Origin of the sequence: Pseudomonas sp. GD03858 (assembly GCF_029840925.1) — a bacterium.
GTDB lineage: Bacteria > Pseudomonadota > Gammaproteobacteria > Pseudomonadales > Pseudomonadaceae > Aquipseudomonas.
Map to the genome: position 1 here is coordinate 1 of NZ_JAOCDM010000073.1, position 26,806 is coordinate 26,806.

Sequence of the window (26,806 nt, forward strand, 5' to 3'; positions counted from 1 at the left end):
TTCGGATCGGAAAAGAGTCGCCCGTGATATGGTTCCCCGGCGCGCCCATCCGCCCTTCAGAGGACACCCAATGGCTAGTACCACCTCATTGCATCCAGGTTTCATGATCGTCCAGGGCAACCGCCTGGATGACTTGCGCAACCTGGTGGTGAGCGTGATGCGCCGTTATCCCCTGGCCCCCTTGGAAAACGAAATCGCCCTGGTGCAGAGCAATGGTATTGCCCAGTGGCTGAAGCTGGCCCTGGCAGAAGACCCACAGGACGATGATCAGGGCGGCTGTGGCATCGCCGCGGCCATCGATGTGCAGCTGCCGGGTAGTTTCATGTGGCAGTTGTACCGTCGCGTGCTGGGCCGTGACGAAATTCCTGCAGTGTCGCTGCTCGACAAGGCGCCTCTGACCTGGCGCCTGATGCGCCTGCTGCCGGAGGTGATCGAACGCCCGTACTTCGAGCCCTTGCGCCGCTTCCTCACTGACGACAGCGACCTGCGCAAGCGCTACCAGCTGGCCGAGCGCCTGGCCGACCTGTTCGACCAGTATCAGGTGTATCGCGCCGACTGGCTGAAAGACTGGGCCCAGGGCAACCATGTGCTCAATAGCGCACGTGGCGAGCGCAAGCCCCTGGCCAGTGGCAATCGCTGGCAGGCCGAACTGTGGCGGATCCTGCTCGAGGATGTGGGCGAAGAGGGCATGGCGCAAAGCCGAGCCGGTGTTCACCAACGCTTCATCGAGCGGATCAACAGACTTGAACAAGCCCCGCCGGGCCTGCCGGCGCGCCTGATTGTCTTTGGCATCTCGTCGTTGCCGGCCCAGATCCTGGAGGCCCTGGCGGGCCTGGCGCGTTTCAGTCAGGTGTTGCTGTGCGTGCATAATCCCTGTCGCCACCACTGGGGCGATATCGTGGCGGACAAGGACCTGCTGCGCCATCAGTACAAACGCCAGCAACGCAAGCAGGGCATGCCGCTGCAACTGGACGATGAGTCGTTGCACCAGCACGCGCACCCGCTGTTGGCCGCCTGGGGCAAGCAAGGGCGTGACTACATCAACCTGCTCGACAGCTATGACGATCCCGGCAGTTATCAGAATGTCTTCAGCGATGGCCGCATCGACCTGTTCAGCGAAGGCCAACCGCAAACCCTGCTCAACCAACTGCAGGACGACATTCTCGAGCTTCGCCCCTTGGCTGAAACCCGTGAACAGTGGCCGGCTGTCGATCCGAACAAGGATCGCACGGTCCGTTTCCATATCGCCCACAGCCCACAGCGCGAAGTCGAGATCCTGCACGATCAGCTGCTGGCCCGCTTCAGTGCCGATCCGACGTTGCGCCCCCGCGACGTCATCGTCATGCTGCCGGACATCGATACCTATGCGCCGCATATTCGGGCCGTGTTCGGACAGCTCGAGCGCAGCGACCCGCGTTACATCCCTTTCACCCTGACCGACCAAGGCCAGCGTGGTCGCGATCCACTGCTGATCGCCCTCGAGCACTTGCTGAAGTTGCCTGACAGCCGTTTCGCCGTCAGCGAAGTGCTCGACCTGCTGGACGTGCCAGCGTTGCGCGCTCGCTTCGCGATCCAGGAAAGCGACCTGCCAACGCTGCATCGCTGGATCGAAGGCGCCGGTATCCGTTGGGGGCTGAGCGCCGAACAGCGGGCGACCCTCGGATTGCCCGAAGGGTTGGAACAGAACAGCTGGCGATTCGGCCTGCGGCGCATGTTGCTGGGCTATGCGGTCGGCGTGGGTGAGGCGTGCGATGGCATCGAGCCGTATGACGAGATCGGCGGTCTGGATGCGGCCTTGATCGGTCCGCTGGTGGCTTTGCTCGACGCGCTGGACATTGCCTGCCAGACCTTGTCCCAGCCTGCGTCGGCGCAGGCGTGGGGGGAGCGCTTGCATGCCCTGCTGCAGGTTTTCTTTCTGGCCGAAAACGAGCACGACGAATTGCTTCTGGTACAGCTCCAGGACCTGCGTGACACCTGGCTGGAGACCTGCGAGGCGGTTGGTCTGGAGGATCTGCTGCCGCTCACCGTGGTGCGCGAGGCCTGGCTGTCGGGGCTCGACCAGGGCAAGTTGTCCCAGCGCTTCCTGGCCGGCTCGGTGAACTTCTGTACGCTGATGCCGATGCGTGCCATCCCGTTTCGCGTGGTCTGCCTGCTGGGCATGAATGATGGCGACTATCCTCGCGCCCAGCCGCCGTTGGATTTCGACCTGATGGCCAGTGACTATCGTCCGGGTGACCGCTCCCGTCGGGAAGACGACCGCTACCTGTTGCTCGAAGCCTTGCTGTCGGCGCGCGATCAGCTTTACGTCAGCTGGGTCGGGCGCAGCATTCGCGACAACAGCGAGCGCCCGGCCTCGGTGCTGATCGGGCAGTTGCGCGATCACTTGGCCGCAGGCTGGCGGTTGGCGGGCGCCAAAGACGGGCAGCGCGAGGACCACGGGCAGCAGCTGTTGCACGCGCTGACCCAGGAGCACCCGTTGCAGCCTTTCAGCCCGCGCTACTTCCAGAAAGGCAGCCCGCTGTTCAGCTTCGCCCACGAATGGCTTGGCCTGCATCAGTCGGAAAACCATAGCGAGGGTGCGCAGGCTGAGCTGCCGCCCTTCAGCAGCGACGAGCCACTGAGCCTGGTGCAACTGCAGGACTTTCTGCGACACCCGGTGCGGCATTTCTTCAGCCAGCGCCTGAAGGTGTTCTTCGAGGCCCTGGAGGCGCCCACGCCGGACGAGGAGCCCTTCGCGCTCGATGCGTTGCAACGCTATGGCCTGAGCGAGAGCCTGCTCGGTGCCGCTCTGGCGGATCCGGAGAACGCCGAACAAGCGTTGCAGGCCCAGGCTCGGCGGCTCCAGGCCTGCGGGCTGCTGCCCCTGGCCGGGTTCGGCGAGGCGCTGCAGGCCGAACTGATCCAGCCCCTGCCGGACCTGCTGCAACGTCACAGGCATTTGCTGCAGCGCTGGCCAACGCTGGTCGAGGGCGCCTTGCCGATCCAGTTCGAGCAGGGGCCGCACCGCCTGGAGGGCTGGCTTGGTCGGGTGTACCAGGCCGAGGACCAAAGCCTGTTGAGCATCGCTACCGTGCCCAATACTCTGAGCGCCGGGCGCAACAACCTGAAGTGGCATCGCCTGATACCAGCCTGGGTCATGCACCTGGCCGCCTGCGCCTCGGGCTATCCGCTGCACAGCGCGCTGGTCGCCAGCGACCTGACCTTGCTGCTGGCCCCGCTGCCCCAGGACCAGGCGGCGCAGCGACTGGGTGAGCTCATGCTGGCCCGTCAGGCCGGCATGAATGCTCCGCTGCCGGTCGCGGCCAAGACCGCGTTCGCCTGGCTGGCCCAGGAGGATCCGGACAAGGCCCTGGCCGCTGCGGCCCGCGCCTACGAGGGCGACGGCCAGAACAGCTTCGGTGAGCGCAGCGAAAGCCTGGCACTGGTTCGCCAGTATCGTGATTTCGCCGCAATGACCGTGGATGAGACATTCGATGGCTGGTGCGAGTCCCTGTATCGGCCCTTGTTCGCGGCACCCTGGCAGACCCTGGGTAGCCCGGAGACTGCCCAATGAACCAGACCCGCCCCCTGGCGCTGAGTTTCCCTCTGCACGGCAGCCAGCTGATCGAGGCCAGCGCCGGCACCGGCAAGACTTTCACCATCTCGGCCTTGTACCTGCGGCTGATCCTCGGCCATGGTGGCGAGCAGGGCTTCGACCGGGAGCTGCTGCCACCGCAGATCCTCGTGGTGACCTTCACCGACGCGGCCACCAAGGAGCTGCGTGAACGGATCCGGACGCGGCTGGCCGAAGCCGCGCGTTTCTTCCGCGGCGAGCTCGAAGACGCCGATCCACTGCTGCACCTGCTGCGCGACGATTATCCACAGGCGCACTGGTCACGTTGCGCCAGCCGCCTGGAGGTTGCCGTGCAGTGGATGGACGAAGCCGCGGTCTCGACCATTCACGGCTGGTGCCAGCGCATGCTGCGCGAGCACGCGTTCGACAGCGGCAGCTTGTTCACCCAGAGCCTGGAAACCGACCACAGCGAGCTGCTTGGCCAGGTCATGCGCGACTATTGGCGGCGCTTCTGCTACGGCATGCGTGGCGAGGCGCTGGCCTGGGTACGCGGCAACTGGGGCAGCCCCGATGCGCTGTTGCCGAGGATCAGGCCGCTGTTCGGTCGTGTTCGCGGCCAGGCGGACGAGCAGGAGCCGCAGGCCCTGATTGACGCGACCCTGCGTCAGCGCAACGAGCAGTTGGCCCTGCTCAAGGCCCCCTGGGCAGCCTGGGCCGATGAACTGCAGCAGATCTGCCGCGATGCCGTGGCCGCCAAGCAGGCCGATGGTCGCAAGCTGCAGGCACGCTACTTCGAGCCCTGGTTCGATAAACTGCGCGCCTGGTCCGGTGACGAGCAGGCCATGGAGCTGGACCTGGGCACCGGCTTCACCCGCCTTACCCCCACCGGCCTGGCCGAAGCCTGGAAGTCCGGCGAGCCGCCCGAGCACCCGGCGCTGCAGGCCATGGAGACCTTGCGTGAGCAGTTGCACGGCCTCGCCAGCCCCGATGCCCGCCTGTTGGAGCATGCCGCCGCCTGGGTCTCGGCGCGTTTCGAGCTGGAGAAGCGTCGCCGTGCCGAGATGGGCTTCGACGACATGCTGCTGCGCCTTGAGCAGGCCCTGGGCAGCGAGGCGGGCGAGCGTCTGGCTGGCCTGATTCGCGAGCAGTTTCCGGTCGCCCTGATCGACGAGTTCCAGGATACCGATCCGATCCAGTACGGCATCTTCGAACGCATCTACCGCATCGGTGAGAACAACCCGCAGACCGGCCTGTTCATGATCGGCGACCCCAAGCAGGCGATCTACGCCTTCCGTGGCGCCGACATCTTCACCTACCTCGCCGCGCGCCGTGCCACCGCAGGGCGCCTGCACAGCCTGGACACCAACTACCGCTCCAGCCTGCCCATGGTCGCGGCGGTGAACCGGGTATTCCTCCAGGCCGAGGAGCGTCGCGAAGGCCGCGGCGCCTTCCTGTTCCGCGTCGAGGGCGACAATCCGTTGCCCTTCGTCGAGGTGCGCGCCAAGGGCCGTGGCGAACAGCTGTCGATCGACGGGCAGGCGAGCGCGGCCTTGCACTGCTGGCAACTGGAGAGCGATGAGCCGGTCTCCAGCGCCGTGTATCGCCAGCGACTGGCGGCCAGTTGCGCCAGCCATATCGTCGACCTGCTCGAGGGCGGTCAGCGAGGTGTCACCGGGTTCGTCGACGCCGCTGGCACGCTGCGACCCTGCCTGCCGTCCGATATCGCCATCCTGGTGCGTGACGGCCGTGAGGCGCAATTGATTCGCGCCGAGCTGGCCGCCCGCGATGTACGCAGCGTGTACCTGTCGGACAAGGACTCGGTGTTCGCCGCCCAGGAAGCCCACGACCTGCTGGCATGGCTCAAGGCTTGCGCCGAGCCGGATTCCGAGCGCCTGCTCAAGGCTGCCCTGGCCAGCCTGACCCTCGACCTGCCGCTCATCGAGCTGGAGCGTCTGAACCAGGACGAGCGGGTCTGGGAGGGCTGGGTGATGCGTTTTCGTCGCTATCGCGAGGTCTGGCAACGCCAGGGCGTGCTGCCCATGCTGCGCCGCCTGCTGCACGACTTCCAGTTGCCGCGCGCGTTGCTCGGGCGCAGCGATGGCGAGCGGGTGCTGACCAACCTCCTGCACCTGGCCGAACTGCTGCAACAGGCGGCGGGCGAGCTGGATGGCGAGCAGGCGCTGATCCGTCACCTCGCCGAGCACCTGGCCAATGCCGGGCAGGCGGGGGAAGAGCAGATCCTGCGCCTGGAGAGCGACGAGCAACTGGTCAAGGTGGTGACCATCCACAAGTCCAAGGGCCTGGAATATCCGTTGGTGTACCTGCCGTTCATCTGCACCAGCAAGCCGGTGGATGGCCAGCGCCTGCCACTGGGCTGGCACGATGACGACGGCGTCGCCCATCTGACCCTGGCGCCGGATGCGGCGCAGATCGAGCGCGCCGACGACGAGCGCCTGGCCGAGGATCTGCGCCTGCTCTACGTCGCCCTGACCCGTGCCCAGTACGCTTGCTGGCTGGGTATCGCCGATCTCAAGCGCGGTACCCAGCGCAGCTCGCAGCTGCATCGCTCGGCGTTGGGCTATCTGCTCGGCGGTGGCTTGCCGCTGGCGGCGTCCAGCCAGCTGGACGACTGGCTCCAGGCCTTGATGACGGGCTGTCCGGCCATCGACCGAGGGCCGCTGCCCGAGGTCGGCACGCAACGCTATCGCGCGCCGCAAAGCCACAGCGAGCTGCTGCCGCCGCGCAAGCCGCGTCGCGCCGCCGCGGAGCATTGGTGGATCGCCTCCTACAGCGCCTTGCGGGTGGGTGACCAGACCCTCGTCGCCGACAGTTCCCAGGCTCAGCAGTTGCTGGACGACGAGTTGCTGGACAGCCAGGCGCTGCGCGAGGTGCCTGCCGAGGCGGGCGATATCCATCGCTTCCCACGGGGGCCGAGTCCTGGGACCTTCCTCCACGGTCTGCTCGAATGGGCTGGCCGTGAGGGGTTCGCCGAGGTCAGCGCTCAGCCGGGGGAAATCGAGCGTACCGTCGGCCGGCGTTGCAACCGGCGTGACTGGACCGGCTGGATTCCCACGTTGACGCAATGGCTGCAGCAGCTGCTGGGTCAGCCCATGCTCCTGCAGGACGCCACCCTGACCTTGGCGGGGCTGAGCCAGTACCAGATCGAAATGGAGTTCTGGTTCGCCAGCCATCAGGTCGACGCCGTGCGCCTCGATCAACTGGTCGCGCGCCACACCCACGGCGGCGCGGCGCGTCCGGCTGCTCAGCCGACCCTGCTCAACGGCATGTTCAAAGGCTTCATCGACCTGGCGTTCGAGCTCGACGGGCGCTACTACGTCGCCGACTACAAATCCAACTGGCTTGGCCCGGATGCCCAGGCCTATGGCGCCCTGGCGATGGAGCAGTCGATCCTCGAGCATCGCTACGATCTGCAGTACGTGCTCTACCTGCTGGCCCTGCACCGTCAGTTGCGCGCGCGCCTGCCGGACTACGACTACGACCGGCATGTCGGCGGCGCGCTGTTCATCTTCCTGCGCGGTGTCACCTCGGCCGGGCACGGGCTGTATCATGCGCGACCGCCGCGGGCGCTGATCGAGCAGCTCGACGCGATGTTCCGGGGCGAGCATGAACCCGAACAACACGACCTGTTTGCCGGAGCCGCGCCATGAGCCGCCATCTCGACGACCTGCTGCCCACGCCGCTGCAGGCGGAACACCTGAGCGCCCTGGCGCCGCTGCAGCGCAGCCAGGATTTGTTGGCGCTGCTCGATCGCTGGGTCGAGCGTGGCTGGCTGCGTGCCCTGGACCGCGCCTTCGTGACCTTTCTCGAAGAGCGCGCACCGGGCAGCGATCCCCTGGTGCTGCTGGCGGCGGCGCTGGCCAGCCATCAGCTCGGCCATGGCCATGTCTGCCTCGACCTGCGCCAGACCTTGGCCGAGCCGGATTTCGCCCTGTCGCTGCCACCTGAAGGCGATGCCCTGGCCGGGCCGTTGCTGCTGCCCTCGCAACTGCTGTCCGGCCTCGATCTGGACACCTGGCAGCGGCGGATCGCCGCGAGTGCCCTGGTGGCCGACGGCGATGGCGCGGGGCAGGGTGCCCGGCCCCTGGTAACGAGCGCCGAGCGCCTGTACCTGCGGCGCTACTGGGCCTATGAGCGGCGTATCGACTGCGCCCTGCACGAGCGTCTGGCGCGCCGGCTGGCGCAGCCGACCGACCTGGCGGCTCGCCTGTCGCAGCTGTTCGACAATGGCGAGGCAGCGGGGGCGGTGGACTGGCAGAAGCTGGCCTGCGCATTGGCGACCCGTGCCGGTTTCAGTGTGATCACCGGCGGCCCGGGGACCGGCAAGACCACGACCGTGGTACGCCTGCTGGCGTTGTTGCAAGGGCCCGCGGTCGAACAGGGCCGGCCCCTGCGCATCCGCCTGGCGGCTCCGACCGGCAAGGCCGCGGCGCGCCTGACCGAGTCCATCGGCCAGCAGGTGGAGCGCTTGCAGGTGGGCAGCGAGGTACGCGCGCAGATCCCCACCGAGGTCAGCACCGTGCATCGCCTGCTGGGCAGTCGCCCGGGCTCGCGCCACTTCCGCCACCACGCGGGCAACCCGTTGCCGCTCGATGTGCTGGTGGTCGACGAAGCGTCGATGATCGACCTGGAGATGATGGCCAACCTGCTCGACGCCTTGCCAGCCAATGCGCGGCTGGTGCTGCTGGGCGACAAGGACCAGTTGGCCTCGGTGGAGGCCGGGGCGGTGCTGGGCGATCTGTGTCGCGATGCCGAGGATGGCTGCTACTGGTCGCAGACCGTGGCCTGGCTGGAGCAGGTGGGCGGGCAGTCCCTGGCCCAAAGTGGCCTGACGCCGGGGAACGAGCCGCGCAACCCGCTCGCCCAGCAGATCGTGATGCTGCGCCATTCGCGCCGCTTCGGCGAGGGCAGCGGCATCGGCCAGCTGGCGCGTCTGGTCAATCGCCAGCTGGCCCAGGATGCCCGCGCCCTGCTGGCGAGCCAGCCAGCGGACGTTTTCTGCCTGACGCTCGGCGGCGAGCACGACAAGCGCTTCGATCGCCTGCTGCTCGATGGCCATGGCCAGGGCCCTGACGGGCCGCAGGGCTATCGCGGCTACCTGCGCAGCATCGGACGCCTGCGACCGCCGCCGGGCACGCCCGCCGATGACCCGCGCTGGGAGCACTGGGCGGCAGAGGTGTTGCGCAGCTTCGAGGCGTTCCAGTTGCTGTGCGCGGTGCGCAAAGGGGCCTGGGGCGTGGAGGGCCTGAACGAGCGGGTCGCGCGGGTACTGCACAACGCCGGGCTGATCGACAGCCAGCAGCCCTGGTACGAGGGCCGTCCGGTGCTGGTGACCCGCAATGACTATGGCCTTGGCCTGATGAACGGCGATATCGGCATCGCCCTGCGCCTGCCGGACGAGCAAGGCGAGGCTTTGCTGCGTGTGGCTTTCCCGCGCAACGATGGCAGCGGTGGGGTGCGGTTCGTCCTGCCCAGCCGGCTCAGCGAAGTGGAGACCGTGTTCGCGATGACCGTGCACAAGTCCCAAGGGTCCGAGTTCAGTCACACCACGCTGGTGCTGCCCGATGCGCTGAATCCGGTTCTGACCAAGGAACTGGTGTACACCGGCATCACCCGGGCCAAGCATTGCTTCAGCCTGATCGAGCCGCGCGCCGGGATCTTCGAGGAGGCGGTAGGGCGCAAGGTGCGGCGGATTTCAGGGTTGATGCTGGAGCAAGTCTGACGCTGGAGTTTGCCGCCGATATGCTATCGTTGCGGCAATATCCGGAAACTTTTTGTGAGATTTCCCTCCATGACAGTGGCTGTCTCGGCCCTGGGACGAGTGACGGGCCGTGCGCTCGCGCTGCTGATGGCCACGCTGTTGTTGACCGGCACACCCGCCTGGGCGGCTGGCGCCGTGCCGGACGCCCAGGTGCAGCAACGGGCCAGGGCCGTGACCCAGGTGGTGCTGGGCATTCTCAGCTACGCGCGCTGGCCCGCCGAACCCAACCCTTTGCGCCTGTGCCTGGTCGGCCCGACCGAGTATGCCGACGATCTGATCAAGGGCAACACGCAGCAGTCCGGGCGACCCTTGCAGGTGCGCCGCCTGCTGGCCGACGACCCGGGCGTGGCCAGTGCCTGCGACGCGGTCTATATCGGCAAGCTCGACACCCGCCAGCGCGAGCGCCTGTTCCAGGCGATCAGCGGCCATCCGGTCCTGAGCATCAGCGAGGCCGATGACTCCTGCACGGTGGGCAGCCTTTTCTGCCTGCGGGTCAGTGATCGGCAGGTGGCCTTCGACGTCAACCTCGACTCGGTGGCACGCAGCGGCGTGCGTATCCACCCCAGCGTGCTGCAGCTGTCGCGTCGACGGGCGGTACAGCCATGAAACGCGCCCTCCGGTCCTTCAGCCGGCCGACCCTGCGCGCGGTGCTCGGGCGTGGTCACCTGGCGGCCGCGTTGCTCGCGGCTGGCCTGGCCGGGGTCCTGGTGACCCTGCTTGGCGTACTGGCCTTGCGTGTCTATGCCAATCACAACCTGCACCTGATCGCCCGCTCCATCACCTACACCGTCGAGGCTGCCGTGGTGTTCGATGACAGTGCCGCGGCCAACGAGGCGCTGGCCCTGATCGCGACCACCGAGGAAGTCGCCGATGCCAAGGTCTACGACAACGATGGCGATCTGCTCGCCCATTGGCAGCGCGACGAGCAGGGGTTGATCTCCCGGGTGCAGATGGAGGTGGCGCGCGGCCTGCTTGAAGAGCCGATCAACATGCCGGTGCTGCACATGAACCAGCAGGTCGGGCATATCGAGCTGACGGGGCAGGGGGGCAGCCTGGTGCGTTTCCTGCTCAGCGGGCTGGTGGGCATCCTGATCTGTACGCTGCTCAGCGCCGGGCTGGCGCTGTACCTGTCGCGCCGGCTGTTCGGCGACATCATCCGGCCGCTGCGCAACCTGGCCAGCGTCGCGCATGCGGCGCGGCGCGAACGCAGTTTCGATCGCCGGGTGCCCGAGACGCAGATCGCCGAACTCAATGAACTGGGCAATGACTTCAATGCCCTGCTCGATGAGCTGGAGGCCTGGCACAGCCATCTGCAGAGCGAGAACGAGAGCCTCGCCCACCAGGCCAGCCACGACAGCCTCACCGGCTTGCCCAACCGGGCCTTCTTCGAGGGCCGGCTGAACCGCAGCCTGCGCACCGCCGCGCGCCACGAGGAGCATCTGGCGCTGCTGTTCCTCGACAGCGATCACTTCAAGCAGATCAACGACAGCCTTGGCCACGCGGTGGGCGACCAAGTGCTGGTGAGCGTTGCCAGCCGGGTGCGGGCGCAGCTGCGCGAGCATGACCTGGTGGCGCGGCTGGGCGGCGACGAGTTCGCGGTGTTGCTGACCCCCCTGCACTCGCGCGAAGACGCCCAGCGCATCGCCGAGAAGATCGTCGCCAGCATGAAGCTGCCGGTGCAGCTGGAGGACGGCACCAGCATCACCACCTCGCTGAGTGTCGGTATCGCCTATTACCCGGACGATGGCCGTGACCCGGCCAGTCTGCTCAATGCCGCCGACGCGGCGATGTATCAGGCCAAGCGCAATCGCCGTGGCCATTGGCAAGTGGCGCAGCCGGAACGCAGCGCCACGGATGTGAAGAACAGGAGCTGAACCGTGATCGATCGTTTTTCCTTGCTGCGTTTCCCGTTGTTCGCCCTGCTGGCGCTGTTGGCGTTGGTGGGTTGCCAGAGCGTGCCGCCCAAGGGCCTGACGCCCGAACAGGTCGCGGTGCTCGAGCGCGAGGGTTTCTCCCCGACCGACGAGGGCTGGGCGTTCGACCTGTCCGGCAAGGTGCTGTTCGGCAGCGATCTGGATAGCCTCAATCGCCAGAGCGAGGATATCGTCCAGCGCATCGGCAAGGCGTTGCTGTCGGTGGATATCCAGCGGGTGCGCATCGACGGCCATGCCGATGCCTCGGGCAAGGCCGCCTACAACCAGCAGCTCTCCGAGCGCCGCGCCCAGAGCGTGGCCCGCGCGCTGATCGGGATCGGCATGCAGCCACAGAACATCCAGACTCGTGGCATGGGCAGCAGCCAGCCAGTGGCGGACAACCGCACCAGCGCCGGGCGCATGGAGAATCGCCGGGTGTCGATCGTGGTGGCGTCTGATTGACGCGCGCATCGCGGGGCAGTGGGAGCGGGCTTGCCCCGCGATGATGCGCACGCTCAGCCCTGAGCGAACTTCATCTCCCGCGTCTCGCCCATCAGCAACGGCGCATTGGCCTCGGTCACCTCGCGGATGTAGTCCCACAACAGGGTGATGCGCTTGAGCTTGCGCAGGTCCTCCCGGCAGTACATCCAGAACTACAAGGACGTAAGGACCCCAATCAATGAATCCGGGCTCCTACAGCTATGACTCCTGCTTTCGCTGCTCTACCTGTCACAAGTCATGTAACAAATATTGCCCTTCCTCGCATTCCGACCACGCGCTTGGCAAAGCTCTATCAAAACTATCTGTAAGTGTCTTAAGGTCAGTAATCGAGGTTGGACCTCTTGATGAATGAGAGGCTTTCATGGCAAATAGCCAGACCGGAACGGATCCGCTATGGATAGGCACATGAACGCTAACGATTGGCTGGAACAGCTTGACCGACACTTGGCCTCACCTTGTCTGACGTGGCTCTTAGGAGCAGGCGTGAGCTTTGGGGCAAAGATTCCCTTGATGTATCCCCTCACCGATAGAGTCAAGGCATTGGCTCAGGGGACAGAGCACTTGGCGCTCCTCAGTGCACTTTTCAATGAAATTCCGGAAGGTGCCCACATTGAGCACATCTTGAGCCATCTGGGCGACTACAGCGCATTAGCATCGCGATCTCGATCAAAAACCGTATCCATCGACAGTGCGGAGTTCACTCTCGAGCAGATGAGTAATGCTCACAAAGCAATATTAAGATGGATTTCAGAAACCATTCGCTGGGGTTATGTGCCTGCTCGGGATGAGAACGTCGAGCAAGTGGGAAGCGCCACTCATCCACTGGTTCAAATAGGTGACCATAAGGATTTTGTCGACGCACTCTTCAAAACATCGCAAGCAGGGCTACATGACCGTAGACGGGCGGTTAAGATTTTCACCACAAACTACGATACGTTGATTGAAGATGCCCTGGCTCTTGCCAATGTCTCATATTGGGATGGGTTTTCGGGAGGAGCCGTAGCCTTTCGCACCCACCGCTTTGGAGACGAAGAACCGACAAAATCCGTTAGAGCATGCGTTGTGAAGCTTCATGGCTCTATCGATTGGCAATTGGGGGACGATGGAAAGGTATGGCGCGTTCGTGATTTCGATACTTACCCAAATCGCCATGGACTAATCCTGATACATCCCCAAGCAACAAAGTACGCAGCCACTCAGCGGGACCCATTTGCAGCACAGTTCGATCTGTTAAGGAAATCTTTGTCAAATCACGAAGACAATGTCCTCGCTATATGTGGATATAGCTTTGGTGATGACCATATCAACGACGAAATAGAACTATGTATGGGTCGAGTCGATAGTCGAACCACTTTATTGGCGTTTGTGCGCGAGGTGGATGGACTTCCAGAGTGCTTAGCTAAGTGGCGGGAAAAATCTTGGGCGGCTCGTCTTTATATTCTCACTCAGAATGGACTTTATGTTGGCAGGCGTGACGCTATTCATGCGCCCGCTGAGAACGCTGAAAGGGCTTGGTGGACATTTTCTGGTGTAACCAAGATGCTTCGTGATGGATCGGAGAGCTTCCTATGACAACGCCGTTCGAAGCAGTACCGGATCTTAAGGTGGGTACGATCGTAGAGGTATCGGGTTCGACAGTCAAAGTTGAGCTTTCTGGAGACGTCTCCGAGTTGACGAGAAGTTTCGGAGGGCGGGTCTACCCTATCGGCCAGATTGGCAGCATAGTGAAGGTTCATTTCGGCCGTCGTTTGGTGTTTGGTTTTGTGACATTGCTTCGAATGAAGTCTGAAGAGTTGGCCGATATGGCATTGCCGTCTATACCGGCTGACGCTGACCAGCGTGTCATGGAAATCCAGCTGTTCGCGGAAGGTGCGTGGAGCTCTGGGCAAAGCCGGCTGTCATTTGGTCGCGGGGTGTCTACCTATCCACTACCTCGGCAGAGCGTTTATCTCCTAACGCGTGACGAGGCAGCAATACTTTACCAATCTGCTGAAGGGCAGCGGCCTGATGGAGTAGACTCGTTGGTGGCATTCGCGACATATGTTGGTGCCGATGCTGCAATCTGCAGAGCTAATGTAGACAAAATGTTCTCCCTGCACTGCGCTGTTTTGGGCTCGACTGGTTCCGGAAAGTCAGGGGCTGTTGCTGCGCTGCTTCATAGTATTTTGGATCACTCCCCTGGCGAAGGGCTAATGTTTACGCCACGCATAGTCATGATTGACCCGCATGGAGAATATGGCAAGGCATTTTCAGAACGAGCGAGAGTGTTCAGAGCTTATGATCCGATCGGAACAGATGACACTCCGGGAACTCCTATCAGATTGCCTTATTGGTTAATGTCCGCAGAAGAATTTAGGCTGTTAGTTATTGGTAAGACTGAGTTTGAAGCTACTTCCCAGAATAATATAATTTACAAAGCGCTTGCTCATGCAAGGATGGTAGCTGCTGGGATTGCAGAGGCGGCTCCTTCCGGGTATGGCTGGGCAATCCCTCAAGATGGATTGGATCTTGATGCGCCACGACCGAAGCAGGGTGTAAATCCTTCTCAAATTATAGAGTTTGATAGAGATAAACCTCGTCCTTTTCTCTTAAGTGAGCTACTGAATCATATTCTTTATCTGCAAGCTGCGCGGGCAACCAAAACTCAAGTAACTGAAAGGGTGACAGAAACTGATTTTGGAAAAGGGTTCAAGTCGATTATTGACAAGCTTGGTATGCTCTGTCGCGATCCTCGAATTGATTTCTTGATGAGGGAATGGGATCCACAGGAAAAGCTCGAATCTATAATCTCTCAGTTTGTGGGTGATTTGGCGGGTGAAGCAGACACAAAACAGGACCTTCGCATAATTGATATTTCAGGGCTTCCAAATGAAGTGGCTGGCCCTCTCGCCGCAGTAATTGCTCGTTTGCTTTTCCAGTATAAGCTCTACCAGACGGCAGAGGAGCGCCGCAGAGATCCCGTTCTCTTGGTTTGTGAAGAGGCTCATAGATATGTTCCTGATCGTGGCGAGGCGGAATACGCTGCCGCCCAAACGGCAATCCGTCGCATAGCCAGAGAAGGACGAAAATATGGCATCGGGTTAATGCTGGTAAGCCAGAGGCCAGCAGATATAGAAAGTACAGTCATCTCTCAATGTGGAACATGGCTCGTTCTCCGGCTTAGTAACGCTGCCGATCAGGCGCATGTCGCTCGGTTCCTCCCTGATGGGTTGACGGGGATGATTAAGGCACTTCCGACTTTGGCTCAGCAAGAAGGGTTATTTGTCGGCGAAGGTGCTGCGCTCCCTGCGAGGGTGCGGATTAAAAATCTGCCTGAAGGACGGTTGCCAAGGTCCGAAAGCGTAAGCTTTGCCAAAGGCTGGGCTGAACAGCGTCTGACCGATGATGAGTTGGCGGCTATTGCTGGTCGCATGAGCACCTAACGTAGTCCATCCCCCAAACATCGGCACATGAGAGGCTCAAATCGGTCCCACATGGCCCCCGCCGATGCTCATTGACACCTCTGGTGCCTCCGGTGCCAGAGAGTATGTCCTTCGGCCACAGCTGAGTGATGTGTTAATCAGTCGCGTAATTCCTTTACCTGTTGAGTACATTTCGCCTTGGCTCAGTGTCACAACCCCTGTATCAACCTCATTGCCAAGCGCTTGTAGATGTCGTTAGGATTGTCCTCCCTTACACCCGTAGTTCTTCAATCTACAAACCGAAGTTCGCGCGTCTGCCCCAGCAGCAGCGGGCCATTGAGCTCCGTCACCTCCCTGATGTAATCCCACAGCAGGGTGATGCGCTTGAGCTTGCGCAGGTCCTCCCGGCAGTACATCCAGAACTGCCGCGTCACCTCGATTTCCTCCGGCAGCACCGTCACCAGCCGAGGGTCCTGCGCCGCCAGGAAGCACGGCAGGATCGCCAGCCCACGCCCCTGCAGCGCCGCCGTGTACTGGGCGATCACGCTGGTGCTGCGCAGGTGGGCCTGGGCGTTGGGAATCAGGTTAGCCAGGTACAGCAGCTCCGAGCTGAACGCCAGGTCGTCGACGTAACTGATGAACGGATGGCCCGCCAGGTCGGCGACCGTGCGGATCGGCGCGTGGCGGTCCAGGTAGTCCCGGGTGGCATACAGGCGCAGGCGGTAGTCGCACAGTTTGCAGCACACATAGGGCCCGTGCTCGGGGCGCTCCAGGGCGATGACGATGTCGGCCTCGCGCTTGGACAGGCTGATGAAGTGCGGCAACGGCAGGATGTCCACCGAGATCGCCGGCCAGGCGTCGACGAAATGGCTCAGTTGCGGGGTGACGAAGAAGCTGCCGAAGCCTTCGGTACAGCCCATGCGCACATGCCCCGACAACGCCACACCGGAGCCTGAGACCTGCTCGCAGGCCATGTGCAGCGTGCTTTCGATCGCCTCGGCGTAGCTCAGCAGGCGCTGGCCTTCGGTGGTGAGGACGAAGCCATTGGTGCGCGATTTCTCGAACAGCAAGGTACCCAGCGCCCCTTCCAGCGAGGCGATGCGCCGCGACACCGTGGTGTAGTCCACGCCCAGGCGCTTGGCCGCGCTGCTGGCCTTGCGGGTGCGCGCCACCTCAAGAAAGAACTTGAGGTCGTCCCAGTTCAGCGCGCTCAGGGAGGTGAGGTCTTTTTGCATGATGATCCGGTTTTTTTGTGCATTCTTGTTGGATGTTTGCACATCTATACTCGATCTCAGCCCCTATGCGCCACCCCGTGTCCATGCCGGGAGCAGGCGTCTTCGTTCCGACAACAATTCCAAGGAGAGCGCAGATGAACGCACCGCAAACCCCCGACCAGACCAAGGTCGAGCAGGTTAAGCTGCTGATCGATGGCCAGTGGGTCGAATCGAAGACCACCGAATGGCGCGACATCGTCAACCCGGCGACCCAGCAAGTGCTGGCGCGTGTGCCGTTCGCCACCGTCGAGGAAGTGGACGCCGCCGTGGCTGCCGCCGAGCGCGCCTTCAAGACCTGGCGCGACACGCCGATCGGCGCGCGCATGCGCATCATGCTCAAGCTGCAGGCCTTGATCCGTGAGCACAGCAAGCGCATCGCCGTGACCCTCAGCGCCGAGCAGGGCAAGACCATCGCCGACGCCGAGGGCGATATCTTCCGCGGCCTGGAGGTGGTCGAGCACGCCGCCTCCATCGGCACCCTGCAGATGGGCGAGTTCGCCGAGAATGTCGCCGGCGGTGTCGACACCTACACCCTGCGCCAGCCGATCGGTGTGTGCGCTGGCATCACCCCCTTCAACTTCCCGGCGATGATTCCGCTGTGGATGTTCCCGATGGCCATCGTCTGCGGCAACACCTTCGTGCTCAAGCCGTCCGAGCAGGATCCGCTGTCGACCATGATGCTGGTCGACCTGGCGCTGCAAGCCGGCATCCCTGCCGGTGTGCTCAACGTGGTGCACGGCGGCAAGCAGGTGGTAGACGCGATCTGCACCCACAAGGACATCAAGGCGATCTCGTTCGTCGGCTCGACCGAGGTCGGCACCCATGTCTACAACCTGGGCAGCCAGCACGGCAAGCGCGTGCAGTCGATGATGGGCGCCAAGAACCACGCGGTGATCCTGCCCGACGCCAACCGCACCCAGACCGTCAACGCCCTGGTCGGCGCCGCGTTCGGCGCGGCTGGCCAGCGCTGCATGGCCACTTCCGTGGCGGTGCTGGTGGGCAAGGCCCGCGAATGGTTGCCGGATATCAAGGACGCCGCGAGCAAGCTCAAGGTCAACGCCGGCAACGAGCCGGGCACCGACGTCGGCCCGGTGGTTTCCAAGCGCGCCAAGGAGCGTGTGCTGGGCCTGATCGAAAGCGGTATCCAGGAAGGCGCCAAGCTGGAACTCGATGGTCGTGACGTGAAGGTGCAGGGCTACGAGCAGGGTAACTTCGTCGGCCCGACCCTGTTCTCTGGGGTGAAGACCGACATGCAGATCTACACCCAGGAAATCTTCGGGCCAGTGCTGGTGACCCTGGAGGTCGATACCCTCGACGAAGCCATCGCCCTGGTCAACGCCAATCCCTTCGGTAACGGCACCGGGCTGTTCACCCAGAGCGGCGCGGCGGCGCGCAAGTTCCAGAGCGAGATCGATATCGGCCAGGTCGGCATCAACATCCCGATTCCGGTACCGGTGCCGTTCTTCAGCTTCACCGGTTCGCGCGGCTCCAAGCTCGGCGACCTCGGCCCCTACGGCAAGCAAGTGGTGCAGTTCTACACTCAGACCAAGACCGTCACCGCCCGCTGGTTCGACGACGACAGCGTCAATGACGGTGTGAACACCACCATCAGCCTGCGCTAAGGAGAAGTCATGCGTATCGCATTCATCGGCCTGGGCAACATGGGCGCGCCCATGGCCCGCAATCTGATCAAGGCCGGGCACCAGCTGAACCTGTTCGACCTGAACAAGACCGTGCTGGCGGAACTCGCCGAACTGGGCGGCCAGGTCAGCACCTCGCCGAAGGACGCCGCCGCCAACAGCGAGCTGGTGATCACCATGTTGCCGGCCGCCGCCCATGTGCGCGGCGTGTACCTGGATGAAGAAACCGGCGTGCTGGCCGGCATCCGCCCCGGTACCCCGACCGTGGACTGCAGCACCATCGATCCGCAGACCGCCCGTGACGTCTCCAAGGCTGCCGCGGCCAAGGGCATCGACATGGGCGATGCGCCGGTTTCCGGTGGTACCGGTGGCGCAGCGGCGGGCACCCTGACCTTCATGGTCGGCGCCAGCGCCGAGCTGTTCGCCACGCTCAAGCCAGTATTGGAGCAGATGGGCCGCAATATCGTGCACTGCGGCGAGGTCGGTACCGGGCAGATCGCCAAGATCTGCAACAACCTGCTGCTGGGCATCTCGATGATCGGTGTGTCCGAGGCCATGGCCTTGGGCAACGCGCTGGGCATCGATACCAAGGTGCTGGCCGGGATCATCAACAGCTCCACCGGGCGGTGCTGGAGCTCGGATACCTACAACCCCTGGCCAGGCATCATCGAGACCGCCCCGGCCTCGCGTGGCTATACCGGCGGCTTTGGCGCCGAGCTGATGCTCAAGGATCTGGGGCTGGCCACCGAGGCGGCGCGTCAGGCGCACCAGCCGGTGATCCTCGGTGCCGTGGCTCAGCAGCTGTACCAGGCGATGAGCTTGCGTGGCGAGGGCGGCAAGGATTTCTCGGCGATCGTCGAGGGGTATCGCAAGAAGGATTGACGAGCGAGTGGGCTTGATCGCGGGCCGGGTGGCCCTTCCCCTTGTAACTGCGCACCTTGGGGAAGGGACATCAGGTTCGCGATTTTTTTATGGCCAGCTGTGGGGGCGTGGGAGCGGGCTTGCCCCGCGATGCCATCTGCTCGAGCAGTCATGTTTTGCGACAGTACGCATCGCGGGGCAAGCCCGCTCCCACCGGATCAGGCGAAGACGAAGTACTTGCGCACCGTCTCGACCACTTCCCAGGTGCCTTTCATTCCTGGTTCGATGACGAACACGTCGCCCGCCTTCAGGTGTTTCGGCTCCTCGCCTTCCGGGGTGACGATGCAGTAACCGTCGAGGAAATGGCAGTACTCCCACTTCTCGTAGTTGACCTCGAACTTGCCCGGCGTGCAGATCCAGGTGCCCATGATCTTGCTACCGTCGGCGGACAGGTAGGCATTGAGATTGACGGTGTGCGGGTCGCCGCCGATGCGCTTCCACTTGGTCGCGTCGACCACCGGGGTCGGGCAGGTTTCGCGCAGGACGGTGATGAAATCGGACATGACGTGGCTCCAGGTAAGGTGACGCATCACCATAGGACCAACGCCACGCGTGCAGTTGCCCAGGCTCGACGTCCAGCTGTCTGCGCGCGCTATGCCGGGATATGGGTCTTGCAATAGTGAATGAACGCGGCCACCGGTTCAGGCCAGGCCGCCAGCTGTTCCGTGGCCTCGCCGAGGTAGGCGGCGCGGGCATTGGCCAGCACCGTGCGATGGGCTGCGGGCAGGCGTGGTAACAGCCAGTCGGCTGCCACATCCTTGGCCGCGATCTCCCCGGTTGCCAGGCTGTACCAGATGCGTGCCAGCGCCAGGACCACGGTGCGCTCGTCGCCGCTCCAGTCGTCGAGGGTATTCCATTGCGCAAGGGTGTCGCGAAAGGCTTGTGCCATATCGGCGCCAGGCACCGGGTCAAACCAGTCGGCGGCGTTCCGCCCGAGCAGGGCGATACTGTGCTGGCGCGCCTTGGTCAGCAGAATGGCCAGGTCGGGGTCGAGCTGCGCAGGCTCGAACTCGCCCGCCAGCAACGCTGCGCGCAACCATTCGCCAAACTGCAGTTCACGGCGGGCCGGATAGCGCCATGGATGAATATCGGCGCGCACCAGCACGGTCACTTCGAGCGCTCGCCGGTCGGGAAGCGTACCGGGAGGCGCGGAGATAGTCAGCAGATCGAGCATCAGCGCCTGGCGCGTCGCTTCGTCCAGCGGTTGCGCCACGGTCACCAGCAGGTCGAGGTCGCTCTCGGGCTTGAGGCCACCGGCCACGGCCGAACCGTAGAGGTGGATCGTCAGCAATCGATCGCCCAGGTGTCGGCTGAGCAGTCGCTGGGCTGCGTGCAGTTGCGGGTCTGTCGATGGCACGTCGGATGCCCTGTCTGCTGAAGTCAGGCAATTGTGGGGACGCAATACCGGCGGCGGCAATGGGCGGCTTTCCTGCTGGTGAACCAGAGATTGCTCGCGTAAAGCGGAAAAACGTCCGCTTGTCGGCATGGGTGTGCATAGTGTGTATTTGGCATGGTTTTCACCAACGTTGATGTGTAGGCTACACATCACCTGCCAAAGGAATGATGAATGCGCAGCAGGGACGTGATCCAGCTCATCGAGGCGGATGGCTGGTACGAAGTGGAAGTGAAGGGAAGCCATCATCAGTTCAGGCACCCGTTCAAGCGTGGCCGGGTGACAGTGCCCCACCCGAAAAGCGATCTACCCCGGGGCACGATGCACGGGATTCTGAAACAGGCGGGCCTGAAATGAGGCCGGCCGCGTTGGCCGGGGCGCCATGCCGGCTCGAAACTCAATGGAGACAAGCGATGAAATTCCCCGTTGTGCTGCACAAGGACGAAGACTCCGACTATGGCGTGACCGTACCCGATGTGCCTGGCTGCTTTTCCGCTGGCTGCAGTGTCTCCCAGGCGCTGGAGAACGTGCAGGAGGCCCTGGCCCTGCATTTCGAAGGGCTGGTGGCCGACGGCGAGCCGCTGCCCCAGGCGCAGGAAGTGGACGAGCATGTGGAAAATCCCGATTACGCAGGCGGAATCTGGGCAGTGGTGGATTTCGACGTGACCCCGTATCTGGGCAAGGCGGTGCGTTTCAATGCCACGCTGCCGGAAAACCTGCTGCAGCGTATCGATGAAAAAGTGAAGCGCGACCACCGTTACGCCTCGCGCTCCGGTTTTCTGGCCTCGGCGGCGCTGCGCGAACTGGCCGTGGCCCATTGAGTCCTGCGGCGCTGTCCTGTTTCAGGCAGGGCCGCTCAAGCGCTCGACCAGCAGTGCGGTGTAGCCTGGCAACGCCGTGAAATCCCGGGCGCACAGCAGCAAGCGCCGATTCGCCCAGCTTTCCTGCAGGGCGAACCAGCGCAGTGGCAACGCGTCTTCCCAGCGACGCGCCGCTGCCAGTGGTACCACGCCAACCCCTGCCCCCGCGGCCACCATTCGGATCACCCCATCGAAACCTTCGGCGCGAACCCGGACCTGCATTCGGCGCCCGAGGTGCAAGGCCCGCTCCTCCAGGTGCAACGCCAGGGCGCTGTCGGCGCCAAGCCCCACATGGCCGTAAGCCAGGCTGGCGCTGAAGTCCGCTGCGGGGAGGTCGCCCAGCGGGTGGTCGTTCGGCATTACCAGCACCAATGGATCATCGCGAAACGCTCGGGTCTGCAGGTGCTCGATGGGGGCGGCGCTCGACACGACGCCAAGATCCGCCATGCCCTCGGTGATCGCCTGGACGATGCGCAGGCTCGGCAGTTCCTGGATATCGATGCTCACCCCAGGGTGTTCGACCAGATAGCCGGCGAGCAACTCCGGCAGGTACTCGGTCAACGCTGCCGTGTTGCACAGCAGGCGCACCTGGCCTTGCTGGCCCTGGGCATACTGCCCCAGGTCGTACTGCAGGCGTTCCACCTGCTGGCCGATCAGTCGCGCATGCTGCAAAAGCGCCTGCCCGGCGGCGGTCGGCGTCACCCCTCGGCGGTTGCGTTGCAGCAGGGCAATGCCCAGCGACGCTTCCATGGCGCGAATGCGCGCGCTGGCTGCCGGCAGTGACAGATGGCTGCGCCGGGCGCCCGCGGTGATGTTGCCGCACTCGAGGGTGTGCTGGAAAAGCGTGAGGTCGGTCAGGTCGAAATGCATATGCCTCTGTCCATGCAAGAGCCTGGCTGAGTATATGGCAGATTTTCAACGCGTCTGACGCAGGTCAGGATGACGCCATGAAGACCTTCCTCGCGTTCTACCAGAACATCGGCCCAGCACTGTCATTGCTGGTGATTATTACCTTCTTCGTGGCTGGTGCGGTGAAGGGCGTGATTGGCCTGGGCCTGCCGACCATCGCCATGGGCTTGCTGGGGCTGGCTATGTCTCCAGCACAGGCTGCGGCGCTGCTGATCGTGCCCTCGACGCTGACCAATCTCTGGCAACTGGCGGCTGGCGGTCATTTGCCGGCGCTGATTCGCCGCCTCGGCGCGATGTTGCTGATGATCGTTGTCGGTACCTTGCTCGGCAGCCGCTGGTTGGGTATCGACAGCGGCCCATGGGCGATCCATGCGCTGGGCGGAGCACTGCTGGCGTATGCGCTGTACGGCCTGGTCGGACCGGCGTTGCGGGTGGCTCGCGGGTGGGAAGCGTGGCTGGGGCCGTTGTGCGGCCTGGTGACCGGTGTGGTGACGGCGGCCACCGGGGTGTTCGTCATGCCAGCGGTGCCGTACCTGCAGAGCCTGGGTCTGGCCCGCGACGAGATGATCCAGGCACTGGGCCTGGCGTTCACCGTCTCGACCCTGGCGCTGGCCGTGGGCCTGGCCGGGCAGGACGCGCTGGACGGTCAGGCGCTGGGAGCGTCGTTGCTGGCGGTGGTCCCGGCGCTGGCCGGTATGTTCGCCGGCCAGTGGTTGCGTGGCCGGATCAGCGCGCTGCTGTTCAAGCGCTGTTTTTTCTCCGGCCTGGCGTTGCTGGGAGCGCACCTGTTGATCAACGGTTAGCGGACGAGGCGCTGAGCATGTCGATCATCTGGATATCGAAGTCGCGCTCCAGATAGTCCATGCGTCGTTCGAAGAACGCGGCCATGTGTGGCAGGGCCGAATGCACGTCCAGCGCGGCCTTGCTCGCCCAGACTTCGAAGAACACGAACAGGCTCGGGTCGGCCTTGTCGCGCAGCATGTGGTACTCGATGCAGCCGGGCTCCTGTCGGCTTGGCTCGACGTACTGACGGAACAGCGCCTCGAAGGCGTCGGATTGTTCCGGGCGGGTCTTGGCTTTGAGGATGAAGGCGTACTGCTCGCTCATGGGCGGTTTCTCTGGCGGATGGAAGTTGACGCTATGTTAAATCAACAATGTGTTTGCAATTCGTGACATCAAGGCAAATGTATTTTGCCCGCAACCCGCTGTTTCCCATGCGTGTGAATGCCTAACCTGCCGGCAACTTCACTCAAGGGCTGACCCTTCCATGAAAAAGATTCTCCTGCTCAACGGCGGCAAGCACTTCGCTCACTCCGATGGCCGCCTCAACCAGACCCTGCACGACGCCGCGCTGGCGCACCTGGATCGTGCCGGTTTCGATGTACGGCAAACCTTCATCGACGGCGGCTACGACATCCAGGAGGAGGTAGAGAAATTCCTCTGGGCGGATGTGGTGATCTACCAGATGCCGGGCTGGTGGATGGGCGCGCCGTGGACCGTGAAAAAGTACATCGACGAGGTATTCACCGCAGGCCACGGCAGCCTCTACGCCAACGATGGCCGCACCCGCTCGGACGCTTCGCAGAAGTACGGCAGCGGTGGCCTGGTCCAGGGCAAGCAGTACATGCTGTCGCTGACCTGGAACGCGCCGCAGCAGGCATTCGACGATCCGGCCGATTTCTTCGAGGGCAAGGGCGTGGATGCGGTGTACTTCCCGTTCCACAAGGCCAACCAGTTCCTCGGCATGAGCGGCCTGCCGACCTTCCTGGCGGTGGATGTGATGAAGCGCCCGGATGTGCCGGCGGCGCTGGCGGCGTACGAGCAGCACCTGGACGAAGTGTTCGGCAAGGGCCATTGAGTCGCGTCCCATCGCGGGGCAAGCCCGCTCCCACGAAGCCCTGACTCTCGTGGGAGCGGGCTTACCCCGCGATGGACTTACTGCTTGCGCATGCCTGGCTCAACAGCTATCAATCACGGCATCCCCCATTCAGGTCCCCACGCGTGAAAACTCGCTCCGAAGAACTCCAGGTGTTCGTCGCCGTTATCGATTGCGGCTCGATTTCCGCTGCCGCCGAGCAGATCGGCCAGACGCCATCGGCCGTCAGCCGGACCTTGTCGCGCCTGGAGGGCAAGCTCGGCACCACCCTGGTCAACCGCACCACCCGACGCATGGACCTGACCGAGGAGGGGCGTTTCTTCCTCGCGCGCGCGCGGCTCATCCTCGAACAGATGGACGACATGGAAGAGCGCCTGTCGATGAACCGCCAGACTCCGTCCGGGCGTCTGCGCATCAACGCCGCCGCGCCGTTCATGCTGCATGCGATCCTGCCGTGGATCGGCGAGTTTCGCCGCCAGTACCCCGGCATCGAACTGGAGCTCAATACCGACGATCTGATCATCGACCTGCTGGAGCAGAGCACCGACGTGGCCATCCGCATCGGCGAACTGTCCGACTCCAGCCTGCACGCCCGTTCGCTGGGGTGCAGCCCGGTGCAGGTCCTCGCCAGTCCCGAGTACCTGGCGCGGCATGGCATGCCTGAAAAGGTCGAAGACCTGAATGACCATTGCCTGCTTGGCTTCAGCGCGCCCGAATCGCTCAACTTGTGGCCGTTGCGCCACGCCGGGGGCGATCGCTGGGCTATCCGTCCGCAGTTGCTCGCTTCCAGCGGAGAAACCCTGCGCCAACTGGCGATGGCCGGCGAGGGTATCGTCAGCCTGTCGCACTTCATGACCCACGAGGATATCCGCAGCGGCCGTCTGCAGGTGCTGCTCGCCGAGCACAACAATGGTTACCGCCAGCCAATCCACGCGGTCTACTACCGCAACACGCAGCTGGCCCTGCGCATCCAGTGTTTCCTCGATTTCATCCAGAAGAAGCTGGCGGCCTACGCCTGCTGAGTTACCTGATCGCGACAGCGTCTGTCCGTTGGCGGCGGAAATTTCCTACGGTGTTTGCTTAGTCGAAACGCTTCGGCCTTAATGACTGATCAACAAAAACAACACCAAGGAAGTGCGCATGCGTATTGTCATGTTCCAGCCCCTGGCTCTCGGGGTCGCGATCCTGAGCTGTTCCCCTGCCTTTGCGGTGACGCTCGAAGGCGGCGCGGTGGCCGCGCCTGATCAATATGGCGCACAGGTGGCCGCCGATATCCTCAAGAAGGGCGGCAATGCGGTGGACGCCGCCGTGGCCACCGCCTTCACCCTCGCCGTGACCTACCCCGAAGCCGGCAACATCGGCGGTGGTGGCTTCATGACGCTGTTCGTCGACGGCAAAGCCTACTTCCTCGATTACCGTGAAGTGGCGCCGAAGGCGGCCACCAAGACCATGTACCTGGATGACAAGGGCGAGGTGATCGAGAACCTCAGCCTGGTCGGCGCCCGCGCCGCCGGCGTGCCGGGCACGGTGATGGGCTTGTGGGAGGCGCACCAGAAGTTCGGCAAGCTCAAGTGGAGCGAGTTGCTGACCCCGGCCATCGGTTACGCGCAAAACGGCTTCAAGGTCGCCCAGAAGCAGTACCAGTACCGCGACGATGCCCAGGGCCTGTTCAAGACCGCGACCAACTTCAACGATTACTTCGCCAGCATGAAGGTCGGCGAGCTGTTCAAGCAGCCGGAGCTGGCGCAGACCCTGGAGCGTATCGCCGACAAGGGCGTCAGCGAGTTCTACCAGGGCAAGACCGCCGACCTGCTGGTGGCGCAGATGCAAGCCGACAAGGGGCTGATCACCAAGCAGGACCTCAAGGACTACAAGGCTCTGTGGCGCAACCCGATGGCCATCGACTGGCGCGGCAACGTGGTCTACACCGCGCCGCCGCCCAGCTCCGGCGGCGTCGCCCTGGCCCAGCTGCTGGGCATCAAGGAAGACCGCGCGGCGGACTTCAAGGGCGTCGCGCACAACTCGGCGCAGTACATTCACTTGTTGGCCGAGATCGAGAAGCGTGTGTTCGCCGACCGCGCCGACTATCTCGGCGACCCGGCTTTCACAAAGGTCCCGGTCGACCAGCTGATCGCCAAGGACTACCTGGCCAAGCGCGCCGCCCAGGTCAATCCGAAGGCGATTTCCGAGACCGACAAGGTCAAGCCGGGGCTGGAGCCGCACCAGACCACGCACTTCTCCATCGTCGACAAGCAGGGCAATGCCGTGAGCAACACCTACACCCTCAACCTCGACTACGGCAGTGGCGTGGTGGTCAAGGGCGCGGGCTTCCTGCTCAACGACGAGATGGACGACTTCAGTGCCAAGCCGGGGGCGGCCAATGCCTTTGGCGTGGTCGGCGGTGACGCCAATGCCATTGCGCCGGGCAAGCGCATGCTCTCGTCGATGAGCCCGAGCCTGGTGACCCGTGATGGCAAGGTGGTGCTGGTGCTGGGCACGCCGGGTGGCTCGCGGATCTTCACCTCGATCTTCCAGGTGATGAACAACCTGTATGACTACGGCATGCCGCTGGAGAAGGCGGTAGCGGCCCAGCGCGTGCATCATCAGTTGCTGCCCAAGGACACCATCTACTACGACAGCTACGCGCCGTTGCAAGGGCAAGTGGCCGATGAGCTGAAGAAGATGGGCTATGTGCTGGAGGACCAGGGCTGGGAGATGGGCGATATCCAGGCGATCCGGGTGACCGGGGAGAAGCTCGAGACCGCGTCGGACCCGCGTGGGCGCGG

The 26,806-nt window shown here is 63.7% G+C and carries 21 protein-coding genes and 1 pseudogene; 16 read left to right on the forward strand and 6 right to left on the reverse strand.

Annotation, left to right across the window (positions count from 1 at the left end; translation table 11 throughout):
• The first annotated feature begins 70 nt into the window (after positions 1-70).
• From recC to N5D48_RS17735, 6 genes are all read left to right on the forward strand, one after another.
• Entirely contained in the window at positions 71-3,553 is a 3,483-nt protein-coding gene (gene recC, locus N5D48_RS17710; RefSeq protein WP_279886708.1) for an exodeoxyribonuclease V subunit gamma, read from the forward strand.
• Complete coding sequence (gene recB / locus N5D48_RS17715) at positions 3,550-7,221, forward strand: exodeoxyribonuclease V subunit beta (protein ID WP_279886711.1); 3,672 nt, start codon at positions 3,550-3,552, stop codon at positions 7,219-7,221. Before recC ends, recB begins: the two co-directional genes overlap by 4 nt.
• The gene (recD, locus tag N5D48_RS17720) at positions 7,218-9,293 is read left to right on the forward strand and encodes an exodeoxyribonuclease V subunit alpha (protein WP_279886714.1); all 2,076 of its coding nucleotides are present in this window, start codon (positions 7,218-7,220) and stop codon (positions 9,291-9,293) included. The genes recB and recD overlap by 4 nt, the downstream gene beginning before the upstream one ends.
• Positions 9,294-9,362: 69 nt before the next feature.
• Positions 9,363-9,938, forward strand: coding sequence for a YfiR family protein (locus N5D48_RS17725; protein ID WP_279886716.1), 576 nt, complete (start codon positions 9,363-9,365; stop codon positions 9,936-9,938).
• Entirely contained in the window at positions 9,935-11,206 is a 1,272-nt protein-coding gene (locus N5D48_RS17730) for a diguanylate cyclase (protein WP_279886719.1), read from the forward strand. Before N5D48_RS17725 ends, N5D48_RS17730 begins: the two co-directional genes overlap by 4 nt.
• Before the next feature lie 3 nt (positions 11,207-11,209).
• The gene (locus N5D48_RS17735) at positions 11,210-11,707 is read left to right on the forward strand and encodes an OmpA family protein (protein WP_279886721.1); all 498 of its coding nucleotides are present in this window, start codon (positions 11,210-11,212) and stop codon (positions 11,705-11,707) included.
• Positions 11,708-11,760: 53 nt separating this feature from the next.
• Here the strand turns inward: N5D48_RS17735 and N5D48_RS17740 are convergent.
• Positions 11,761-11,898: pseudogene (locus N5D48_RS17740) on the reverse strand (LysR family transcriptional regulator); the annotation flags it as partial.
• Positions 11,899-12,151: 253 nt separating this feature from the next.
• On the opposite strand from N5D48_RS17740, the gene N5D48_RS17745 reads away from it, so the two are divergent.
• The gene (locus N5D48_RS17745) at positions 12,152-13,318 is read left to right on the forward strand and encodes an SIR2 family protein (RefSeq protein WP_279886722.1); all 1,167 of its coding nucleotides are present in this window, start codon (positions 12,152-12,154) and stop codon (positions 13,316-13,318) included.
• Positions 13,315-15,168: an ATP-binding protein gene (locus tag N5D48_RS17750; RefSeq protein ID WP_279886725.1), complete on the forward strand. Its 1,854-nt coding sequence runs from the start codon at positions 13,315-13,317 to the stop codon at positions 15,166-15,168. Before N5D48_RS17745 ends, N5D48_RS17750 begins: the two co-directional genes overlap by 4 nt.
• 266 nt (positions 15,169-15,434) lie before the next feature.
• Here N5D48_RS17750 and N5D48_RS17755 read toward each other — a convergent pair whose 3' ends face one another.
• A complete protein-coding gene (locus N5D48_RS17755; RefSeq protein ID WP_279886728.1) occupies positions 15,435-16,382 on the reverse strand; it encodes a LysR family transcriptional regulator in 948 nt (315 codons plus the stop codon).
• A gap of 134 nt (positions 16,383-16,516) precedes the next feature.
• Between N5D48_RS17755 and N5D48_RS17760 the strand changes: the two genes are divergently transcribed.
• Entirely contained in the window at positions 16,517-18,043 is a 1,527-nt protein-coding gene (locus N5D48_RS17760) for a CoA-acylating methylmalonate-semialdehyde dehydrogenase (RefSeq protein WP_279886730.1), read from the forward strand.
• A 9-nt stretch (positions 18,044-18,052) separates the two neighbouring features.
• Positions 18,053-18,943, forward strand: a complete 891-nt coding sequence (gene mmsB, locus N5D48_RS17765) for a 3-hydroxyisobutyrate dehydrogenase (protein WP_279886733.1) — start codon at positions 18,053-18,055, stop codon at positions 18,941-18,943.
• A gap of 197 nt (positions 18,944-19,140) precedes the next feature.
• Here the strand turns inward: mmsB and N5D48_RS17770 are convergent, their stop codons facing one another.
• Together N5D48_RS17770 and N5D48_RS17775 are read right to left on the reverse strand one after the other, a co-directional pair.
• Positions 19,141-19,485: a cupin domain-containing protein gene (locus N5D48_RS17770; RefSeq protein ID WP_023631693.1), complete on the reverse strand. Its 345-nt coding sequence runs from the start codon at positions 19,483-19,485 to the stop codon at positions 19,141-19,143.
• Positions 19,486-19,574: 89 nt separating this feature from the next.
• Positions 19,575-20,339 (reverse strand): aminoglycoside adenylyltransferase family protein, encoded by a 765-nt coding sequence (locus N5D48_RS17775; protein ID WP_279886739.1) that lies wholly within the window; start codon positions 20,337-20,339, stop codon positions 19,575-19,577.
• A 210-nt stretch (positions 20,340-20,549) separates the two neighbouring features.
• On the opposite strand from N5D48_RS17775, the gene N5D48_RS17780 reads away from it, so the two are divergent.
• Together N5D48_RS17780 and N5D48_RS17785 are read left to right on the forward strand one after the other, a co-directional pair.
• Positions 20,550-20,732, forward strand: a complete 183-nt coding sequence (locus tag N5D48_RS17780) for a type II toxin-antitoxin system HicA family toxin (RefSeq protein WP_279886742.1) — start codon at positions 20,550-20,552, stop codon at positions 20,730-20,732.
• A 56-nt stretch (positions 20,733-20,788) separates the two neighbouring features.
• The gene (locus N5D48_RS17785) at positions 20,789-21,196 is read left to right on the forward strand and encodes a type II toxin-antitoxin system HicB family antitoxin (RefSeq protein ID WP_279886744.1); all 408 of its coding nucleotides are present in this window, start codon (positions 20,789-20,791) and stop codon (positions 21,194-21,196) included.
• Between the two features lie 21 nt (positions 21,197-21,217).
• Here the strand turns inward: N5D48_RS17785 and N5D48_RS17790 are convergent, their stop codons facing one another.
• On the reverse strand, positions 21,218-22,105 hold the full coding sequence (locus N5D48_RS17790; protein WP_279886747.1) for a LysR family transcriptional regulator: 888 nt from the start codon (positions 22,103-22,105) through the stop codon (positions 21,218-21,220).
• Positions 22,106-22,182: 77 nt separating this feature from the next.
• Between N5D48_RS17790 and N5D48_RS17795 the strand changes: the two genes are divergently transcribed.
• Positions 22,183-22,947 carry a sulfite exporter TauE/SafE family protein gene (locus tag N5D48_RS17795; protein WP_279886750.1) on the forward strand — a complete coding sequence of 255 codons (765 nt, stop codon included), beginning with the start codon at positions 22,183-22,185 and terminating at the stop codon, positions 22,945-22,947.
• On the opposite strand, the gene N5D48_RS17800 is transcribed toward N5D48_RS17795, so the two are convergent.
• Positions 22,937-23,251, reverse strand: a complete 315-nt coding sequence (locus N5D48_RS17800; RefSeq protein WP_279886754.1) for a putative quinol monooxygenase — start codon at positions 23,249-23,251, stop codon at positions 22,937-22,939. The two genes, N5D48_RS17795 and N5D48_RS17800, sit on opposite strands and share 11 nt — an antisense overlap.
• A 160-nt stretch (positions 23,252-23,411) precedes the next feature.
• Between N5D48_RS17800 and N5D48_RS17805 the strand changes: the two genes are divergently transcribed.
• From N5D48_RS17805 to ggt, 3 genes are all read left to right on the forward strand, one after another.
• On the forward strand, positions 23,412-24,002 hold the full coding sequence (locus tag N5D48_RS17805) for an NAD(P)H-dependent oxidoreductase (RefSeq protein WP_279886758.1): 591 nt from the start codon (positions 23,412-23,414) through the stop codon (positions 24,000-24,002).
• A 143-nt stretch (positions 24,003-24,145) separates the two neighbouring features.
• Complete coding sequence (locus tag N5D48_RS17810; RefSeq protein WP_279886760.1) at positions 24,146-25,042, forward strand: LysR family transcriptional regulator; 897 nt, start codon at positions 24,146-24,148, stop codon at positions 25,040-25,042.
• Between the two features lie 118 nt (positions 25,043-25,160).
• A partial coding sequence (ggt, locus tag N5D48_RS17815) for a gamma-glutamyltransferase (protein ID WP_279886762.1) occupies positions 25,161-26,806 on the forward strand: 1,646 nt, incomplete at its 3' end.

Excerpts from the sequence above, each read along its gene's own strand:
- recC (WP_279886708.1), top strand. The coding sequence starts at position 71 with ATGGCTAGTACCACCTCATTGCATCCAGGTTTCATGATCGTCCAGGGC.
- recB (WP_279886711.1), top strand. The coding sequence starts at position 3,550 with ATGAACCAGACCCGCCCCCTGGCGCTGAGTTTCCCTCTGCACGGCAGC.
- recD (WP_279886714.1), top strand. The coding sequence starts at position 7,218 with ATGAGCCGCCATCTCGACGACCTGCTGCCCACGCCGCTGCAGGCGGAA.
- N5D48_RS17725 (WP_279886716.1), top strand. The coding sequence starts at position 9,363 with ATGACAGTGGCTGTCTCGGCCCTGGGACGAGTGACGGGCCGTGCGCTC.
- N5D48_RS17730 (WP_279886719.1), top strand. The coding sequence starts at position 9,935 with ATGAAACGCGCCCTCCGGTCCTTCAGCCGGCCGACCCTGCGCGCGGTG.
- N5D48_RS17745 (WP_279886722.1), top strand. The coding sequence starts at position 12,152 with ATGAACGCTAACGATTGGCTGGAACAGCTTGACCGACACTTGGCCTCA.
- N5D48_RS17750 (WP_279886725.1), top strand. The coding sequence starts at position 13,315 with ATGACAACGCCGTTCGAAGCAGTACCGGATCTTAAGGTGGGTACGATC.
- N5D48_RS17755 (WP_279886728.1), bottom strand. The coding sequence starts at position 16,382 with ATGCAAAAAGACCTCACCTCCCTGAGCGCGCTGAACTGGGACGACCTC.
- N5D48_RS17760 (WP_279886730.1), top strand. The coding sequence starts at position 16,517 with ATGAACGCACCGCAAACCCCCGACCAGACCAAGGTCGAGCAGGTTAAG.
- mmsB (WP_279886733.1), top strand. The coding sequence starts at position 18,053 with ATGCGTATCGCATTCATCGGCCTGGGCAACATGGGCGCGCCCATGGCC.
- N5D48_RS17770 (WP_023631693.1), bottom strand. The coding sequence starts at position 19,485 with ATGTCCGATTTCATCACCGTCCTGCGCGAAACCTGCCCGACCCCGGTG.
- N5D48_RS17780 (WP_279886742.1), top strand. The coding sequence starts at position 20,550 with ATGCGCAGCAGGGACGTGATCCAGCTCATCGAGGCGGATGGCTGGTAC.
- N5D48_RS17785 (WP_279886744.1), top strand. The coding sequence starts at position 20,789 with ATGAAATTCCCCGTTGTGCTGCACAAGGACGAAGACTCCGACTATGGC.
- N5D48_RS17790 (WP_279886747.1), bottom strand. The coding sequence starts at position 22,105 with ATGCATTTCGACCTGACCGACCTCACGCTTTTCCAGCACACCCTCGAG.
- N5D48_RS17795 (WP_279886750.1), top strand. The coding sequence starts at position 22,183 with ATGAAGACCTTCCTCGCGTTCTACCAGAACATCGGCCCAGCACTGTCA.
- N5D48_RS17800 (WP_279886754.1), bottom strand. The coding sequence starts at position 23,251 with ATGAGCGAGCAGTACGCCTTCATCCTCAAAGCCAAGACCCGCCCGGAA.
- N5D48_RS17805 (WP_279886758.1), top strand. The coding sequence starts at position 23,412 with ATGAAAAAGATTCTCCTGCTCAACGGCGGCAAGCACTTCGCTCACTCC.